Origin of the sequence: Pseudomonas sp. 10S5, assembly GCF_035019745.1 — a bacterium.
Taxonomy (GTDB): Bacteria; Pseudomonadota; Gammaproteobacteria; order Pseudomonadales; family Pseudomonadaceae; genus Aquipseudomonas.
The window spans coordinates 19526-36541 of record NZ_JASJVL010000007.1 but is presented as its reverse complement, the minus strand read 5'-3'; the positions used below and the strand labels follow the sequence as shown (position 1 = coordinate 36541).

The following is a 17016-nucleotide window of genomic DNA, read 5'->3' as shown; positions in this document are numbered from 1 at the left end:
AGACTTTTAGAATCTGGCTTTTCTTCTATTCTGGAGAAACACACAGTTGTCAAAAGGATTGACGCGCGCCTCTGCTGACTGAAGCGTGAATACTGTAGCCAACGAGGAGCTCGCCATGTCGCGCAGCCTCTGTCTTACCCGCCAATGCCTAGGCTTGACCACTCGTATCGAATGTGTGATTCGCCCTCTCTCGGGAGACAACGGCATGTGGACGTTACTGTTTGCCGCCGGTATGTCTGGCGAGCAACCCTCAGCACTGAAGGCTCAAGGTCCGTTTCATGGCCCATTGGCCGCAGAATCTGTAATGCTGGCCATCGCTGAAAGCCTTGCGCTACATGGGTATGAGGTTGCTAAAGACGTTGCCATTTGGCAACTGCATCTGCAAGGCGAGTTGCGCCGTATCAACGGCGACAGCTCGCGCTGTCAGCGCTCATCACCGTTTTAGGTTGGTAGCGTTAAGGTCTACTGTTCGTCATCAGGGGTGATCGACGGATTTTGATTCAGCTGTTCAAGGTTGGCGGTACTCGGCTTGTCCAGTCTTATCTTGAAATCGTAATTGACTTGCTTCAGGTTGGTGCGCTGGTAGGCCTCCAGGCTCGTCGGTTGACCATAAAAGTAGTGCACGTCGAAAACGTTTTCGCTGTATTGCGAAGCTTGGTGGCTCACTTCAAGAATTTCCTTGAGGTATTTGCCGGTATTGTCTTTTGCGTAGAAACGCCAAGCGTCATTGGGGAATAACGTCTGATCAATCACCAGTGCGTTGCTCTTCAACGACAAGCCCTTAGGCAAAGCGGCGACATCCATAAAGATTTTTTCAATGTTTGCCAGCAACAGCGGCATGGTGCCTTTCGCATAGGCTGGCAATTGGGGGAATTGGGTTAAATCGTAGCTGATATCGCCCTGCGTCACGTCGAACTCGTAGGAATTGAGTGGCAAGTCAATTTTGCTTCCAAGCTTGTCGTCAGTACCCTCTGCGTAGAACGAGATCAAACTGTCGTCTGTGCTCAACGGTGAACCATTAAACTCGTTATTGAATGTCGGGGGATGGCTGAACTCGATTCTCGCATCTTCCAGATTTTCTACGTCCTGACGTATAACGATAGATTTCCTTAGTTGCCCCTCGTTCATGTCGTAGGTTTTAAGGAAGTTTTCCGCCTGGACGTCGTGCACCACCACGGGCAACAGCAATGGCTGAACTTCCAGGCCAAAGGTATATTCATCGAACTGACGCACCGGAACGCTCAACTGAGTCTTGCTTATCTTGGTGTGCGAATAATCCAAAACGCTGACGTCGACCTTATCAACTGTTCCATTGAAATACACCTTTGCATAGTGAGTCTTATGCTGGAGATGGAAGGCGTGCATGTCGGCATTCAGTTCAGTTTGAAGCTCGGGGCTGAATTGTTTCTGGCGCATAAGCGCGTCGAGTTTCTTCTCGTAGAACGCGATTTGGCTGGCGTCTTGCGCAATACCGCCCGCGCGCGTGAGGAACCGCCCGGTTTTGTCTTGCGCTTGAACGACGAGTGGATTGAGCTCTTCGTCGACTAGCTCATCTGGAAGGTCGGCGCTATTTTGGATTTCGACTTCTGCGAAACTCTTGCCTTGGCTTAGTAGCGTGACTGTGATGTTGTCGTCAGTTCGCTTTGCGCCAACATCTTTTTTTGTAAGCTCGAAGCGACTCACTTTACGCGGCGTCACTACCTGGAGTTCGCCGTTCAGGGTAATAGGAATCGGCTTGTTCTTCTTGGTCGGTGGTAAAGCGCCATCCTGGTAAGGGTAGATTAACTCCAAGTTGGCTGTCGGGGTTTCGCTATCAGCCGCCGGTGCTAACTGGATATTGGCAGCGTCTTCTTCACGGTCTTTGGAGAAAGGAATAACCGTTTGGTTGTCCAGTGTGACCGAGTGCCAGTCCACATTGTGTGGAAAAGGGAATTCATCGGCGCCACTAAACGAGAACGGGAATATCGGTTCTAGAGCAGTCAAAAAGTCGGAGTCAGGTGTTCTGCGTTGTATGAACAGGCCGTTTATATAAGTATCCGTTACTGCTTGGCCGCTAGGGTAATCCTTAAGCAGCGCCAAGCCGTCCTCGCCGTATTCCGTTTCAACCGGCTTCGCCTGCATTTCTAGGGAAATTCGCTCAAGCATAAGTAGCGAACTGCCCAGAGTAGTAACGGCTTCTTTCAGCCGCAGGTCTTGAATAGCCTCGACTTTTGCCTCGAACTGTTCAGTTTTTACCTTAAGCGCAGCAAGCTGTTGTTCATGGGTCTTGTCGAAACAGCCACTTAGCAGCAAAGAACAGGTCAGCGCGAAGCCGGTAAGCGGAAGTCTTAATGCCATTCACGGTGTTCCTGTCGGGTGGTCGCAACTGAGAAGTGTAAGGCACGCGGCAAAATACGAGGCGATATTTTCAGTCCATAGATTGATCAAAGGCTTATGCAAGGGGGGCTGACGGCATACGCGTGCCTATCGATATCTCGATGAACAGACCGACGGCCTGCCTCAGGGTTGTGATTTCCCTGTGCTGTACGAAACTCAGCTCTCAGAACTTGTATTGTTGCGACAGGACTACCCATGAATCTTCAGGAATTGAACGCTTACGCTCACGCCGGGCGCGTTGATGAGTTGAATTTAATCTCGATGGAAGGTGGAATTTACTTATTGGAAGCCCGTATGCAAGGGATGGCGCATCCCCTCTATGACATGAGCGGCAAAACCATGAGCTTGCGCTCGGTTGAGCATGCGCGAGAGGTGTTGCGTGCGATGCCTGCAGTTCCGTTCAATCTGGTGCATTCGGTGGTCCACGATGAGATGTGTGGTCTACGCAATGTCGACGAGCAAGTGCTGCGAGTGCCGATTTCCTACCGCTCTGTGTGGTAGCACTGGAGGGCGGGAGTTAGTTGCGATTGTGCTAGGCTGCTCGGCCTTTTAGTTCGGGGCGTCTTTTGGCGCTCCTTAGCGGAGCAGCGTTATGTCCGAAGTTAATCTGTCCACCGACGAAACCCGCGTCAGCTACGGTATTGGCCGTCAGTTAGGCGATCAGTTACGTGATAATCCGCCGCCGGGCATCGACCTGGACGCGATTCTGGCTGGCTTGAATGACGCATTTCATGGCAAGGATAGCCGTGTTGACCAAGCACAAATGGCCGCCAGCTTTAAAGTTATTCGCGAAATCATGCAAGCCCAGGCAGCGGCCAAGGCTGAACAGGCTGCCGGCGCTGGTTTGGCATACCTGGCGGAGAATGGTAAGCGCGACGGCGTAACCACATTGCCATCTGGCCTGCAATTCGAAGTGCTGACCGCAGGAGAGGGCACTCAGCCGTCTATTGATGATCAGGTTCGTACTCACTACCATGGCACGCTGATCGACGGTACCGTCTTCGACAGCTCGTATGATCGTGGCGAGCCAGCTGAGTTTCCGGTTGGCGGCGTCATTGCTGGCTGGACTGAAGCGTTGCAACTGATGAAAGCCGGCAGTAAATGGCGTCTACATGTTCCGAGCGAATTGGCTTACGGCGCTCAAGGTGCTGGCAGCATTGCTCCGCACACAGTCCTAGTATTTGACGTGGAGCTGCTGGACGTTTTGTAAGTAGCGCATTCGCGCTGATGATTGCTGAAGGGATCTTGCAGGTTCGTTCAGCAATCCGGGCTGAGCATGCTGTTTTAAAGCCCCATGCTCAGCGCATTCTCCCGCAGGTCGCAATGCACGGGCATAGCAGAAAAGAAATAAGTTACGCACCGTTTCCTTAAGCACGCCGGGTGCATTGGAACTAAGGTCAGTGATATCCAAATCCCCTTGATCCCATAACTCGTCCAGCGCGTCTTCTCTCAGTACCGCACACACGGCCCCGGTTTCTCGATGAAGAATTCGCAGATAAGGACGTGGGCGGTCAAGCCACGCATCAATCAAATAAGTCATGTCTCATCTCCTTGGTGGATTGATGAGAATAATTCTTATTTGAATAATAGCAAGAGACTATTGGTGATTTTGTCCGGAGCGCTAGCTGCAAACATCATCGGTGAGATCAGTGAGTTCGGGCGACCGCAAATTCACTCAGTTCGACCAAGGCGTTGCGGTATTCGCTCGGCGGCAATACGTCAAGGCATGCAATGGCGCGGGCTACGTAGTCACGCGCCAACTGCGCGGTGTAGTCCAAAGCACCTGCGCTTTCGACGGCTTCGCGGATGCTTTCGAGGTCTTCGAGACCGCCTTTCTGAATAGCTTGACGTACTAACGCAGCCTGTTCCGGCGTACCCTCGCGCATGGTGTAGATCAGCGGTAAGGTAGGCTTGCCCTCGGCCAAGTCGTCACCGACGTTTTTACCTAGGGTTTCGGCGTCTCCGAGATAATCCAACAAATCGTCGACCAGTTGGAAAGCTACACCCAGATGATCTCCAAAAGTGCGCAGGGCTTCGCTTTGCTCAAGCGGCGCGCCACACAGCGCCGCAGCGCTGTGGGTCGAGGCTTCGAACAACATGGCTGTCTTGCCGCGAATAACTTCCATGTAGATTTCTTCAGTAGTGCTGGCGTCACGAATCTTCGACAACTGCAGCACTTCGCCCTCGGCAATCACTCGGGTAGCCTTGGACAGAATCTTCATTACGGGCATGGAGCCCAGTTCGACCATCATTTCGAACGAGCGTGAATATAGGAAGTCGCCGACTAAAACGCTAGGAGCGTTGCCCCAAAGGGCGTTAGCGGTGGAGCGGCCACGGCGCATGCCTGACATATCCACAACATCGTCGTGCAATAAAGTCGCGGTGTGCAGGAACTCGATGGTCGCCGCCAGCAGACGCAAATCGTCGCCCTCACGACCCAGTGCCTTGCCACACAGCAAAACTAATAAAGGACGCAGACGCTTACCGCCGGCTGAGGTAATGTAGTCTCCGATTTTGGACACCAGCGGCACGCGCGAAGCCAGTTGCTTCTTGATGATGACGTCAACGGCACTAAAGTCGTCCGCCACCGCGCGGTAGAAAGCTTGGGGTTGCATCAGCGACAGGTGCTCCAGAAGGGTTGCGCGGCATGCTAGGTGCAGGGCCGGGACCTGTCAAGGTATGACGTTTAGGTACTTGCATCACGTTTGTGCCTTGCGTACAATCGCGCACCCTAACTTTCCTGGGCAGCACCTGCCTTACGCAATTGCAACGGGCCCTCCAGCCCAACGCAGCCATGCCAGCCAATACTCTACTTATAAAGAGCTGGGTGAGCAGGATTAACGGAGAAATACCATGTACGCAGTAATTGTTACCGGCGGCAAGCAGTACAAAGTCGCCCCGGGCGAATACCTGAAGATCGAGAAGCTCGAAATCGCTACCGGCGAATCCGTGACTTTTGATCGTGTTCTGTTGATTGGTGACGGCGAAGAAGTCAACATCGGTGCTCCTGTCGTTGTCGGCGCAACCGTCGTTGCTGAAGTGATCTCCCAAGGTCGCCACGATAAGATCCGCATCATCAAGTTCCGTCGTCGTAAGCACCACATGAAGCGTATGGGCCACCGCCAGTGGTACACCGAGATCAAAATCACCGGTATTCAGGCTTAATTCAGCCTAATCCTCTATTTGGAGTATTGAACTCATGGCACACAAAAAAGCTGGTGGTAGTACCCGTAACGGTCGTGACTCAGAGGCCAAACGCCTTGGCGTCAAGATGTATGGCGGCCAGGCAATCATTCCGGGCAACATCATCGTGCGTCAGCGCGGTACCCAATTCCACGCTGGCTACGGCGTTGGTATGGGTAAAGATCACACCCTGTTCGCGAAAGTGGAAGGCGTGATCAAGTTCCAGGTTAAAGGCGCCTTCGGTCGTCGTTACGTAAGCATCGTTCCGAAGACTGCAGCTGCAGTAGTCGTCGCTGCATAATTACGTAGTTGCTGGAAAAGCCCTGTCTCGCGACGGGGCTTTTTTGTTTTTAGGCGTAGGTGAGTCTCTTGCAAAACTGTTTGTGCGGGCTGTTGTGATGCGGACCTCTGGGGTCGCTGGTTTCTGATCGGTATCGCAACGCTCATTTTTGGCAAGAGTCTTATATTTTTGTACTATTCAGCTCGTCCCTGTGGCGAGAGGCGTGCTTTAAATGAAGTTTGTTGATGAAGTTTCGATTCGAGTAAAGGCGGGCGATGGCGGCAACGGTTGCATGAGTTTCCGTCGCGAAAAATTTATTGAAAACGGTGGTCCTAACGGCGGTGATGGCGGTGACGGCGGCTCGATCTACATGATCGCCGACGAAAACCTCAACACGCTGGTCGACTATCGCTACACCCGTCACTTCGATGCTGAGCGTGGTTCGAACGGCGGCAGCGCAGACTGCACTGGGAAGAAAGGCGAAGAGATGGTGTTGCGCGTACCGGTAGGTACCACCGTGATTGATGCCGCGACCCAGGAGATCATCGGCGACTTGACCAAGGCTGGCCAGCGTTTGCTGGTGGCGAGCGGCGGCTGGCATGGTCTGGGTAACACCCGTTTTAAATCCAGTACCAACCGTGCGCCACGCCAAACCTCCCCAGGCAAGTTCGGTGATCAGCGCGACCTCAAGCTTGAATTGAAAGTGCTGGCGGACGTCGGTTTGCTGGGCTTGCCGAATGCCGGCAAAAGTACATTTATTCGCTCGGTTTCAGCCGCCAAGCCGAAAGTGGCGGACTATCCGTTCACGACCTTGATCCCGAACCTGGGTGTCGTCAGTGTCGACCGCTGGAAAAGCTTCGTTGTTGCCGACATTCCTGGCTTGATCGAAGGCGCTTCCGACGGTGCAGGCCTCGGCATCCGTTTCCTCAAGCACTTGGCTCGCACGCGTTTATTGTTGCACCTTGTTGATATGGCGCCGCTGGATGAAACCAGTGCGCCTGATGCTGCCGAAGTTATCGTAAACGAGTTGGTCAAGTTCAGCCCGTCACTGGCTGATCGTGATCGCTGGTTGGTGCTGAACAAGTGCGATCAGATCCTCGAAGAAGAGCATGAAGAGCGGGTCAAGGAAATCGTTGACCGTTTGGAGTGGACTGGCCCGGTCTATGTGATCTCGGCTATCTCCAAGCAGGGCACCGAGCAGCTTAGCCGTGACATCATGCGTTACCTCGAAGAGCGTAACCTGCGTATCGTTGAAGACCCTGTCTTCGCCCGTGAACTGGCCGAGCTGGATCAGAACATCGAAGACGAGGCGCGCGCTCAGTTGCAAGCGCTGGATGATGCGCGCACCTTGCGCCGCACTGGCGTGAAGAGCGTGCATGACGCCGACGAAGATGTGTGGGGCGATGACGATGATGACGATGAAGACGGTCCGGAAATCATTTACGTCCGTGACTGATCGGGTGCAGTAAACTGAACGCCGCTATTATTAGCGGCGTTTTTGTATCTCGAATTAATCAAAATTCTCTGGCTAAGGTTGGAAGATGATGCGCAGCAAAGTGACAGGTGCCCAGCGCTGGGTCGTGAAAATCGGCAGTGCGCTGCTGACGGCTGACGGCAAAGGGCTGGATCGGGCGGCAATGGCGGTCTGGGTCAAGCAGATGGTGGCGCTGCAGGAAGCGGGCGTCGAATTGATTCTAGTCTCCTCCGGCGCTGTCGCCGCTGGCATGAGTCGTTTGGGTTGGACCGTTCGACCCAGTGCCATGCATGAGCTGCAGGCTGCGGCCGCCATCGGTCAGATGGGGCTGGTACAGGCTTGGGAGTCCAGCTTTGCCGAGCATGGCCGCCATACCGCGCAGATCCTGCTGACCCACGACGATCTTTCCGACCGCAAGCGCTACTTGAACGCTCGTAGCACCTTGCGCACGCTGGTCGACCTGGGCGTAGTTCCGGTGATCAACGAAAACGACACCGTGGTCACTGACGAGATCCGTTTCGGCGACAACGACACGCTTGCAGCGCTGGTCGCCAATTTGGTCGAAGCTGATCTGCTGGTGATTCTCACTGATCGCGACGGTATGTTCGATGCGGACCCTCGCAATAACCCCAATGCCAAGTTGATTCACGAGGCGCGTGCCGATGATCCGGCGCTAGACGCTGTTGCAGGCGGTACCAGTGGTGCGCTGGGTCGCGGCGGCATGCAGACCAAATTGCGCGCAGCTCGGCTGGCAGCGCGCTCCGGTGCGCACACCGTGATCGTCGGTGGGCTGCTTGATCGTGTGCTGGCGCGGCTTAAAGAAGGTGAGCAACTGGGCACTTTGTTGTCCCCAGAGCGCGAAATGCTCGCGGCGCGTAAGCAGTGGCTTGCCGGGCATTTGCAGACCCGTGGCACGCTGGTACTCGATGCGGGTGCCGTGGTGGCGCTGGCGGAAGGTCACCGAAGCTTGTTGCCAGTGGGGGTCAAGCTGGTTCAGGGCAGCTTTCGACGTGGCGAAATGGTGGTGTGTGTTGCGCCGGATGGTCGTGAGGTCGCTCGCGGCTTGAGCAACTACAGTGCACTTGAAGCACAAAAAATAATTGGCCAGTCCTCTGATGCCATCGTTCACGTGTTGGGCTATATGGCCGAGCCTGAGCTGATACATCGCGATAATTTGATTCTGGTCTAAGTGGCGACGCCTCATTAAGGAAGATGCTATGCGAATCGTATGTGGGTTACTGGGTGTTCTGTTGGCTGTTCCGCTGCTGGCTTCGGCGGAGGAGATTGGTTCAGTGTCGACAGTATTCAAGTTTGTCGGCCCGAACGACCGGATCGTGATCGAGGCGTTCGATGATCCCAAGGTCGAAGGCGTGACTTGCTATCTTTCCCGAGCGAAAACGGGCGGAGTGAAAGGCGGTCTAGGTTTGGCTGAAGATCGCGCCGAGGCGTCCATCGCCTGTCGCCAGGTGGGTCCGATCAAGTTTACGGAGCAGTTGAAGGACGGAGATGAGGTCTTTAAACAGCGCACATCCCTGGTGTTCAAAACCATGCAAGTTGTTCGTTTTCTCGACAAGAAGCGCAACACGCTTGTGTATCTGGTCTACAGCGACCGTGTCATCGAGGGTAGCCCGCAGAACGCTGTGACCGCGATTCCGATCCTGCCTTGGGTGCCCGCTCCGCCGGCGCAGTAAGGCGGAGTATTCTGGTCAAATCGCAGGCAATAAAAAACCGACCCGGAGGTCGGTTTTTTAAAAAGCTTATCGCTTAAGCGGCAACGGCAAGGTTCAAAGCCTTGACGTGACCATTCAGGCGGCTCTTATGGCGAGCAGCTTTGTTCTTGTGGATGATGCCTTTATCGGCCATACGGTCGATGATTGGCACAGCCAGAACATAAGCAGCTTGCGCTTTTTCAGCGTCTTTTGCGTCAATGGCCTTAATTACATTCTTGATGTAAGTACGAACCATGGAACGCAGGCTGGCGTTGTGGCTGCGACGCTTCTCAGCCTGTTTTGCACGTTTTTTGGCGGAAGGTGTGTTGGCCACCGTCGAGCTCCTCGAAAGACTTGGAAATTAGCAAACAAAATAGGCCGCGAATCATGCCGACGAGTTGATGTCTTGTCAAGGGCAGATGATGCGTTCCGCTGAGTGGTGCTAATGCAACGCCGGGTTATTTATTTCCGGCGTGCGACCTGTAAACTCGCGGGCTTTGGCTCTGTGCTGCTGCGGCGCGGAGTATCGCATAAATGGACGGCCCGATGGCGTGTCCTTTGGCCAAGGCGCAAAACTCTTTCAATGAACCTACTCAGATCACTAGCTGCCGTCAGCTCTATTACAATGATTTCCCGCGTTTTGGGTTTTGTGAGGGACACCATAATCGCGCGCACTTTTGGCGCAGGTATGGCAACAGACGCGTTTTTTATCGCGTTTAAACTGCCCAATCTGCTGCGTCGGATATTTGCCGAGGGCGCGTTCTCGCAGGCGTTCGTGCCGATTCTGGCTGAATATAAAAATCAAAAGGGCGAGGAGGCAGCGCGCACCCTCATTGCCTATGTCAGCGGTTTGCTCACGTTAGTGTTGGCGCTGGTCACGTTAGTGGGAATCGTAGCCGCACCGTGGGTCATTTGGATAACAGCCCCCGGTTTTGCAGATACACCGGAAAAATTTGCGTTAACCACTGACCTTCTCCGGGTGACCTTTCCTTATATATTGCTCATTTCCTTGTCTTCGCTGGCCGGAGCGATCCTTAATACGTGGAACCGTTTCTCGGTCCCGGCGTTTGTGCCGACGTTGCTTAACCTCAGCATGATCGTGTTTGCGGTGTTCCTGACGCCGTATTTCCACCCGCCGGTCATGGTGCTCGGCTGGTCAGTATTGGCGGGTGGACTATTGCAATTGCTGTATCAACTGCCGCACCTGAAGAAGATCGGCATGTTGGTCTTGCCGCGCCTTAATCTGCGGGACAGCGGCGTTTGGCGAGTCATGAAGCAGATGTTGCCAGCGATTCTCGGGGTTTCAGTCAGTCAGATTTCGTTGATCATTAACACGATCTTCGCTTCTTTTCTGGCCGTGGGTTCGGTCTCTTGGATGTATTACGCCGACCGCTTGATGGAGCTGCCTTCCGGGGTGCTCGGAGTAGCGTTGGGTACGATTCTGCTGCCGGTCTTGTCGAAAACCTATGCCAGCAAAGACCGCCAGGAGTATTCGCATATTCTCGATTGGGGGCTGCGCCTGTGCTTCGTGCTCGTACTGCCATGCACTTTGGCGTTGGGATTGCTGGCTGAGCCGCTAACGGTTTCGCTGTTTCAGTACGGTAGGTTTGATGCGTTCGACGCGGTAATGACCCAGCGCGCGTTGGTCGCATACTCGGTAGGATTGCTGGGCATCATCGTGATCAAGGTGCTGGCGCCCGGGTTTTATGCACAACAAAATATTCGCACCCCGGTGAAAATCGCCATTTTCACGCTTATTGTTACCCAATTGCTCAACTTGGCCTTCATTGGTCCACTGCAACATGCGGGTCTGGCGTTGGCGATCAGCGTTGGTGCTTGCATCAACGCAGGGCTGCTTTTTTTCCAACTACGTAGGCAGGGTTTGTTTCAGCCACAACCCGGATGGACGGCATTTTTATCTAAATTGATCGTCGCGGTGTTGGTCATGTCCGGTGTGTTGCTGAGTCTGATGCATTTCATGCCTGCGTGGGACCAGGGCGGCATGCTGGAGCGGCTGCTTCGACTCGGCGCGTTGGTGGGGGCGGGCGTGGTGACGTATTTCGGTGTGCTGCTGCTGTTGGGCTTTCGTCTGAAGGACTTTGCTCGCAAGGTAATTATGTAAGCAAGATTCGTTGGTTTTTCGCGTCCTAAGGCAACTGCATGCGGTTTGCCTGGGACTGTTGCCTGTTGTAGCGGGCCGGGTGTGGTTATAATCGGCCACTTTATGAGCAAGAAGCGTGTTATGCAGCTGGTTCGAGGCCTCCAAAATCTGCGCCCCCAGCATCGGGGCTGTGTCGCCACTATTGGCAACTTTGACGGTGTTCACCGTGGCCACCAGGCTATCCTGGCGCGATTGCGTGAGCGCGCCATCGAGTTGGGCCTGCCCAGCTGCGTAGTAATTTTTGAACCACAGCCACGTGAGTTCTTCGCCCCCGATACAGCACCGGCGCGTTTGGCTCGGCTGCGTGACAAGCTTGAATTACTGGCGCAGGAGGGTGTTGACCTGGTGCTATGCCTCGCCTTCAATCAACGCTTGAGAAAGCTCAGTGCCGCCGAATTCGTCAACACCATTCTGGTTGACGGCCTTGGCGTGAAGCATCTGGAAGTGGGTGACGATTTTCGTTTCGGTTGCGACCGGCTGGGTGATTTCGACTTTCTGCAGCAAGCAGGCGCGACCCAGGGTTTTACTGTGGAAGCGGCACAAACGGTCGAAATTGATGGGGTTCGGGTTAGCAGTACCAAGGTTCGTGACGCATTAGCCACCGCAGATTTTGCGTTGGCTGAGCGTTTGCTAGGCCGACCGTTTCGGATTACCGGACGCGTTTTGCATGGCCAGAAACTGGCTCGGCAGTTGGGTACGCCCACCGCCAACGTACAACTCAAGCGTCGTCGCGTGCCGTTTACCGGGGTGTATTTGGTCAGTACGGAGATCGACGGAAAGACTTGGCCGGGAGTCGCCAATATTGGCGTCCGTCCGACCGTTGCGGGTGACGGCAATGCTCACCTGGAAATACACATTCTGGACTTTACCGGCGATCTTTATGACCGGCGTTTGACGGTGGCTTTCCACCAAAAGCTGCGTGATGAGCAGCGGTTTGCCTCTCTGGAGGCGCTCAAGACGGCGATCAATGCGGATGTCGCCACCGCCCGTGCCCATTGGCGCAAGTAACATTAGTAGCGCTAATCGCTAATTAAGAGCCTTAAATGACCGACTATAAAGCCACGCTAAACCTTCCGGACACCGCCTTCCCAATGAAGGCCGGCCTGCCACAGCGCGAGCCGCAAATTCTGCAGCGCTGGGACAGTATTGGCCTGTACCAGAAGCTGCGTGAGATTGGCAAAGACCGTCCAAAGTTCGTGCTGCACGACGGGCCTCCTTACGCCAACGGCAATATTCACATCGGTCACGCGGTTAACAAGATTCTCAAGGACATGATCATCCGTTCGAAAACTCTTTCGGGTTTCGACGCACCTTATGTTCCAGGCTGGGACTGCCACGGTCTGCCGATTGAGCACAAAATCGAAGTCACCTACGGCAAGAACCTGCCTGCGGACAAGACTCGTGAACTGAGCCGTGCCTACGCTGCCGAGCAGATTGAAGGCCAGAAAGCGGAATTCATCCGTTTGGGTGTCTTGGGCGACTGGAACAACCCTTACCGCACCATGGATTTCGCCAATGAAGCCGGAGAAATCCGCGCCTTGGCTGAAATGGTCAAGGGCGGTTTTGTGTTCAAGGGCCTCAAGCCTGTGAACTGGTGCTTCGACTGCGGTTCGGCCCTGGCTGAAGCAGAAGTCGAATATCAGGACAAAAAGTCTTCCACTATCGACGTCGCGTTCCCCATCGCTGATGAAGCCAAGCTTGCCGCTGCGTTCGGTCTGCCAACGCTGGCCAAGCCGACCTCCATCGTGATCTGGACCACTACCCCGTGGACCATTCCGGCCAACCAGGCGCTGAACGTCCATCCAGAGTTCACCTACGCGTTGGTTGATGTGGGTGACAAATACCTGGTGCTGGCTGAAGAGCTGGTCGAGGCCTGCCTTGCCCGTTACAACCTGCAAGGTTCGGTGGTCGCTACCACCACCGGCGCACAGCTGGAACTGATTAATTTCCGCCATCCGTTCTATGACCGCCTGTCGCCGGTGTACCTGGCTGACTACGTCGAATTGAGCGCTGGTACCGGTGTGGTTCACTGCTCACCGGCCTATGGCGTCGATGACTTTGTCATCAGTAAAAGTTACGGCCTGACCAACGACGACATCCTCAGCCCAGTGCAAAGCAACGGAGTGTATGTCGATTCGCTGGAATTCTTCGGTGGCCAGTTCATCTTCAAGGCCAACCAGAACATCATCGACAAGTTGGCTGAAGTCGGCGCCCTGTTGGACACCGCAGTCATCACCCACAGCTACATGCACTGCTGGCGCCACAAAACCCCGCTGATCTACCGCGCCACAGCGCAGTGGTTTGTGGGTATGGACAAACAGCCGACCACGGGCGACACCTTGCGCAAACGCGCAATCAAAGCCATCGAAGACACCGCCTTCGTTCCGGCCTGGGGTCAGGCGCGTTTGCATTCGATGATCGTCAACCGTCCAGACTGGTGTATTTCCCGTCAGCGCAACTGGGGCGTGCCGATTCCGTTCTTCCTGCACAAGGAAAGTGGCGAGCTGCACCCGCGCACCGTCGAGTTGATGGAAGAAGTGGCGCTACGTGTTGAACAGGAAGGCATTGAGGCCTGGTTCAAGATGGACGCCTCTGAGTTGCTGGGTGATGAGGCGCCCAAGTACGACAAAATTTCCGACACGCTGGACGTCTGGTTCGACTCGGGCACCACGCACTGGCACGTCCTGCGTGGCTCTCACCCGATGGGCCACGAGAGCGGCCCGCGTGCTGATCTGTATTTGGAAGGTTCAGACCAGCACCGTGGCTGGTTCCACTCCTCGTTGCTAACGGGTTGCATGCTCGACAATCACGCCCCGTATCGCGAACTGCTGACCCATGGGTTTGTTGTCGACGAGAACGGCCGCAAGATGTCAAAGTCGCTGAATAACGTCGTCGCACCGCAGAAGGTCAACGATTCTCTGGGCGCCGATATCATGCGTCTTTGGGTATCGGCTACCGATTACTCAGGCGAAATGGCGGTCTCCGACCAGATTCTCCAACGCAGCGCAGACGCCTATCGGCGGATTCGCAATACAGCGCGCTTTCTTCTTTCAAATTTGACCGGTTTCAACCCGGCCACCGACATTCTGCCTGCCGAAGAAATGTTGGCGCTGGACCGTTGGGCGGTGGATCGTGCGTTGCTGCTGCAACGGGAGCTGCAAGAGCATTACGGCGAATACCGCTTCTGGAACGTATATTCCAAGGTGCACAATTTTTGCGTGCAGGAACTGGGTGGTTTTTACCTCGATATCATCAAGGACCGTCAGTACACCACCGCCGCCGACAGCACCGCGCGTCGCTCATGTCAGACCGCGCTGTTCCACATTTCAGAAGCGCTGGTGCGTTGGATCGCTCCAATCCTGGCCTTCACCGCCGACGAACTGTGGCAGTACCTGCCGGGCGAGCGCAACGAATCGGTGATGCTCAACACGTGGTACGAAGGCTTGAGCGAATTGCCGGAAAGCTTTGAGCTCGATCGCGCTTACTGGGAGCGGATCATGGCAGTGAAAGTGGCAGTCAACAAAGAGATGGAAAACCTGCGCGCAGCCAAAGCCATTGGCGGCAACCTGCAAGCGGAAGTGACCTTGTACGCTGAAGATTCGCTGGTCGCCGACCTGTCGAAGCTGAGCAATGAGCTGCGTTTCGTGCTTATTACGTCCACCGCTGCCGTTGCGCCGTTCATCGATGCACCAGCCGATGCGGTGGTTACCGAAGTCGCCGGGCTGAAACTGAAAGTGGTCAAGTCCGGGCATCCGAAGTGCGCTCGTTGCTGGCACCATCGCGAGGACGTCGGGATTGATCCTGAGCACCCGAAAATCTGTGGTCGCTGTGTCGACAACATCAGCGGTAATGGCGAGGTGCGTCACTATGCCTAACTCAGGCCGCTTGAGCTGGCTCTGGTTGAGCGTGCTGGTGTTGGTCATTGACCAAGTCAGCAAGTTCTACTTCGCGCACGGATTAACCCTTTATCAGCAAATTATTGTCATTCCTGACTATTTCAGTTGGACCCTGGCCTACAACACCGGAGCTGCGTTCAGTTTTCTCGCTGACGGTTCCGGCTGGCAGCGTTGGTTGTTCGCAATGATCGCAGTGGTCGTCAGTGCTGTGCTAGTAGTTTGGCTAAAACGACTTGGCCAAGGTGAAACCTGGTTGGCAGTGGCGTTGGCGCTGGTTTTGGGTGGCGCCTTGGGTAATCTTTATGATCGTATTGTGTTAGGTCATGTCATCGATTTTATTTTGGTGCATTGGCAGAACCGCTGGTATTTCCCTGCGTTCAACCTTGCAGATAGCGCGATTACCGTCGGTGCTGTCATGTTGGCGCTGGACATGTTCAAAAGTAAAAAATCTGGAGAACCCGTTCATGACTGAACAGTCTTTGGCTCAAGGCTCGCCGAACGAGCAACGTATCGGCCAGAACACGGAAGTTACCCTGCATTTCGCCCTGCGCCTGGAAAACGGCGATACCGTAGACAGCACGTTTGATAAAGCACCGGCGACGTTCAAGGTCGGTGACGGCAGTTTACTGCCGGGCTTTGAACTGGCGATATTTGGCTTCAAAGCCGGTGACAAACGCACCGTTGAAGTGCTGCCAGAAAATGCTTTCGGGCAGCCGAACCCGCAAAATGTGCAAATTATTGCGCGTTCGCAGTTTCAGGGCATGGAGCTGTCTGATGGCTTATTGGTCATTTTCAACGATGCCGCCAACACTGAGCTTCCGGGTATCGTTCAAGCTTTTGATGATGCTCAAGTGACCATCGACTTTAACCACCCGCTGGCCGGCAAGACACTGACCTTCGAAGTGGAAATTTTTGAGGTCAAGGCGCTCTGAGTGAATCAAGTTCGATCAGATGCCCTATCTTTCCAGCGCGTAGAAACGAGGCCCCTTATGCAAATCAAACTCGCTAACCCCCGTGGCTTCTGTGCTGGAGTAGACCGGGCGATTGAGATCGTCAATCGTGCCCTGGAAGTCTTTGGCCCGCCGATCTACGTGCGCCACGAAGTGGTTCACAACAAATTTGTCGTCGAAGACCTCCGTGCCCGTGGCGCGATTTTCGTCGAAGAGCTCAATCAGGTGCCTGACGACGTCATTGTCATTTTCAGTGCCCATGGGGTGTCTCAAGCTGTACGCACCGAAGCCTCCGGTCGGGGCTTGAAAGTATTCGACGCCACATGCCCGCTGGTAACCAAGGTCCATATTGAGGTTGCGCGGTATAGCCGTGACGGCCGAGAGTGTATTCTTATCGGTCACGAAGGCCATCCAGAAGTTGAAGGCACCATGGGCCAGTACGATGGCACCAATGGTGGCGCAATTTATCTGGTGGAAGACGAAGACGATGTCGCCAATCTTCAAGTGAATAATCCTGAGAGTCTCGCGTTTGTCACCCAAACGACGTTGTCTATGGACGACACTGGCCGGGTGATTGATGCCTTGCGCAAACGCTTCCCGAGCATCGGCGGCCCGCGTAAAGACGACATCTGTTACGCCACGCAAAATCGCCAGGATGCAGTCAAACAATTGGCGAGCGAGTGCGACGTGGTGTTAGTTGTCGGCAGCCCAAACAGTTCAAACTCCAACCGTTTGCGCGAGTTGGCAGAACGCTTGTCGACACCGGCCTACTTGATCGACGGTGCCGAAGACATGCAACGCAGCTGGTTCGATGGGGTAGAGCGCATCGGTATTACCGCAGGTGCCTCGGCACCCGAAGTGCTGGTGCGCGGCGTGATTGAGCAACTGCAAGCCTGGGGCGCGACCGGCGCTGACGAGTTGGCAGGACGTGCAGAGAACATCACCTTTTCGATGCCCAAAGAGTTGCGAGTCAAGTCGTTATTGTGA

The 17016-nt window shown here is 54.7% G+C and carries 17 protein-coding genes and 1 pseudogene; 14 read left to right on the top strand and 4 right to left on the bottom strand.

From position 1 onward, the window contains the following. The first annotated feature begins 115 nt into the window (after positions 1-115). Positions 116-445, top strand: a complete 330-nt coding sequence (locus QN378_RS09115) for a hypothetical protein (protein ID WP_322205448.1) — start codon at positions 116-118, stop codon at positions 443-445. Between the two features lie 17 nt (positions 446-462). On the opposite strand, the gene QN378_RS09110 is transcribed toward QN378_RS09115, so the two are convergent. Next, entirely contained in the window at positions 463-2337 is a 1875-nt protein-coding gene (locus QN378_RS09110; protein ID WP_323546665.1) for a hypothetical protein, read from the bottom strand. Between the two features lie 234 nt (positions 2338-2571). Here QN378_RS09110 and QN378_RS09105 point away from each other — a divergent pair, with 234 nt between their 5' ends. Further along, positions 2572-2877: a DUF6482 family protein gene (locus tag QN378_RS09105; RefSeq protein ID WP_322205446.1), complete on the top strand. Its 306-nt coding sequence runs from the start codon at positions 2572-2574 to the stop codon at positions 2875-2877. 91 nt (positions 2878-2968) lie between these two features. Continuing rightward, positions 2969-3586, top strand: a complete 618-nt coding sequence (locus tag QN378_RS09100; RefSeq protein ID WP_322205445.1) for an FKBP-type peptidyl-prolyl cis-trans isomerase — start codon at positions 2969-2971, stop codon at positions 3584-3586. Positions 3587-3694: 108 nt separating this feature from the next. On the opposite strand, the pseudogene QN378_RS09095 reads toward QN378_RS09100, so the two are convergent. Both QN378_RS09095 and QN378_RS09090 read right to left on the bottom strand, forming a co-directional pair. Then, positions 3695-3916 (bottom strand): annotated as a pseudogene (locus QN378_RS09095) (hypothetical protein); the annotation flags it as partial. 106 nt (positions 3917-4022) lie between these two features. Then, the gene (locus tag QN378_RS09090; protein WP_322205444.1) at positions 4023-4991 is read right to left on the bottom strand and encodes a polyprenyl synthetase family protein; all 969 of its coding nucleotides are present in this window, start codon (positions 4989-4991) and stop codon (positions 4023-4025) included. A 238-nt stretch (positions 4992-5229) separates the two neighbouring features. Between QN378_RS09090 and rplU the strand changes: the two genes are divergently transcribed. The 5 genes from rplU (at position 5230) to QN378_RS09065 (ending at position 9004) form a co-directional block, all read left to right on the top strand. Further along, positions 5230-5541, top strand: a complete 312-nt coding sequence (gene rplU, locus QN378_RS09085; protein ID WP_322166132.1) for a 50S ribosomal protein L21 — start codon at positions 5230-5232, stop codon at positions 5539-5541. A 34-nt stretch (positions 5542-5575) separates the two neighbouring features. After that, positions 5576-5860 carry a 50S ribosomal protein L27 gene (gene rpmA, locus QN378_RS09080; RefSeq protein ID WP_297836646.1) on the top strand — a complete coding sequence of 95 codons (285 nt, stop codon included), beginning with the start codon at positions 5576-5578 and terminating at the stop codon, positions 5858-5860. A gap of 211 nt (positions 5861-6071) precedes the next feature. Further along, positions 6072-7295 (top strand): Obg family GTPase CgtA, encoded by a 1224-nt coding sequence (gene cgtA / locus QN378_RS09075; protein ID WP_322205443.1) that lies wholly within the window; start codon positions 6072-6074, stop codon positions 7293-7295. An 88-nt stretch (positions 7296-7383) separates the two neighbouring features. Beyond that, complete coding sequence (gene proB / locus QN378_RS09070) at positions 7384-8502, top strand: glutamate 5-kinase (RefSeq protein ID WP_322206942.1); 1119 nt, start codon at positions 7384-7386, stop codon at positions 8500-8502. Between the two features lie 28 nt (positions 8503-8530). Continuing rightward, the gene (locus QN378_RS09065; protein WP_322205442.1) at positions 8531-9004 is read left to right on the top strand and encodes a CreA family protein; all 474 of its coding nucleotides are present in this window, start codon (positions 8531-8533) and stop codon (positions 9002-9004) included. A 73-nt stretch (positions 9005-9077) separates the two neighbouring features. Here the strand turns inward: QN378_RS09065 and rpsT are convergent, their stop codons facing one another. Continuing rightward, positions 9078-9356, bottom strand: a complete 279-nt coding sequence (gene rpsT, locus QN378_RS09060) for a 30S ribosomal protein S20 (RefSeq protein ID WP_322166129.1) — start codon at positions 9354-9356, stop codon at positions 9078-9080. 249 nt (positions 9357-9605) lie between these two features. Between rpsT and murJ the strand changes: the two genes are divergently transcribed. From murJ to ispH, 6 genes are all read left to right on the top strand, one after another. Next, positions 9606-11144 (top strand): murein biosynthesis integral membrane protein MurJ, encoded by a 1539-nt coding sequence (murJ, locus tag QN378_RS09055; protein WP_323546667.1) that lies wholly within the window; start codon positions 9606-9608, stop codon positions 11142-11144. 120 nt (positions 11145-11264) lie between these two features. Beyond that, entirely contained in the window at positions 11265-12191 is a 927-nt protein-coding gene (gene ribF / locus QN378_RS09050) for a bifunctional riboflavin kinase/FAD synthetase (protein WP_323546669.1), read from the top strand. A gap of 35 nt (positions 12192-12226) precedes the next feature. Then, positions 12227-15058, top strand: a complete 2832-nt coding sequence (ileS, locus tag QN378_RS09045) for an isoleucine--tRNA ligase (protein WP_323546671.1) — start codon at positions 12227-12229, stop codon at positions 15056-15058. Beyond that, positions 15051-15551, top strand: a complete 501-nt coding sequence (lspA, locus tag QN378_RS09040) for a signal peptidase II (RefSeq protein WP_322205438.1) — start codon at positions 15051-15053, stop codon at positions 15549-15551. The genes ileS and lspA overlap by 8 nt, the downstream gene beginning before the upstream one ends. Further along, a complete protein-coding gene (locus QN378_RS09035) occupies positions 15544-16011 on the top strand; it encodes a peptidylprolyl isomerase (RefSeq protein WP_322205437.1) in 468 nt (155 codons plus the stop codon). Before lspA ends, QN378_RS09035 begins: the two co-directional genes overlap by 8 nt. Positions 16012-16068: 57 nt before the next feature. After that, entirely contained in the window at positions 16069-17016 is a 948-nt protein-coding gene (ispH, locus tag QN378_RS09030; protein WP_322205436.1) for a 4-hydroxy-3-methylbut-2-enyl diphosphate reductase, read from the top strand.